Raw genomic sequence first — 755 nt, 5'->3', positions numbered from 1 at the left:
GATCGACGACGGGTTCTTCGACCTGGGCGGCGACTCGATCATCGCGATCCAGCTGGTGTCCCGGGCCCGCCAGTCGGGCCTGGTCATCACGCCCCGCGACGTGTTCCAGCACCAGACCGTCGAGGAGTTGGCGGCCACCGCGCAGCCCGTCGGCGAAGGCGAGCGCGCCGAGGCCGAGCCGCCCGGCGCGGGCATCGGCCGCGTCCCGGCCACCCCCATCATGCGCTGGTTCCAGGACCTGAACGGCCCCGTCGACGGCTACAGCCAGCGGATGCTCCTCCAGGTCCCGCCGGACCTCGGCGTCGACGCGCTGACCAGGGCGCTGCAGACCGTCCTCGACCACCACGACATGCTCCGCCTGCGCGTGGACGGCGAGGAGTTCGAGGTCGCCGAGCCCGGCGCGGTCGACGCCGCGCCGCTCGTCCGCCGCGTGGACGTGGCGGGCCTGGACACCGGAGCGCTCCGGGCCGTCCTCGCCGAGGAGGCCGAGGCCGCCCGCCGCGGGCTCGACCCGGCCGCCGGGACGATGGCGCGGCTCGTCTGGTTCGACGCCGGGCCGCACGCCTCCGGGCGCCTCCTGCTCACCCTTCACCACCTCGTCGTGGACGGCGTGTCCTGGCGGATCATCCTGCCCGACCTCGTCACCGCGTGGGCCGGGGGAGACCTCGCCCCCGTCCCGACCTCGTTCCGCCGCTGGGCGCAGCGCCTCACCGCCGAGGCGTCCGACCCCGCCCGCACCGCCGAGCTGCCGCTGT

General features: G+C 75.9%; 1 protein-coding gene. It reads left to right on the top strand.

The window, feature by feature from the left end; translation table 11 throughout:
* A partial coding sequence (locus E1284_RS40980) for a condensation domain-containing protein (protein ID WP_243715080.1) occupies positions 1 to 755 on the top strand: 755 nt, incomplete at both ends.

The sequence above is a fragment of the Actinomadura bangladeshensis genome, from assembly GCF_004348335.1.
Classification (GTDB): Bacteria; Actinomycetota; Actinomycetes; order Streptosporangiales; family Streptosporangiaceae; genus Spirillospora; species Spirillospora bangladeshensis.
This window is presented reverse-complemented; position numbering and strand designations above follow the sequence as displayed.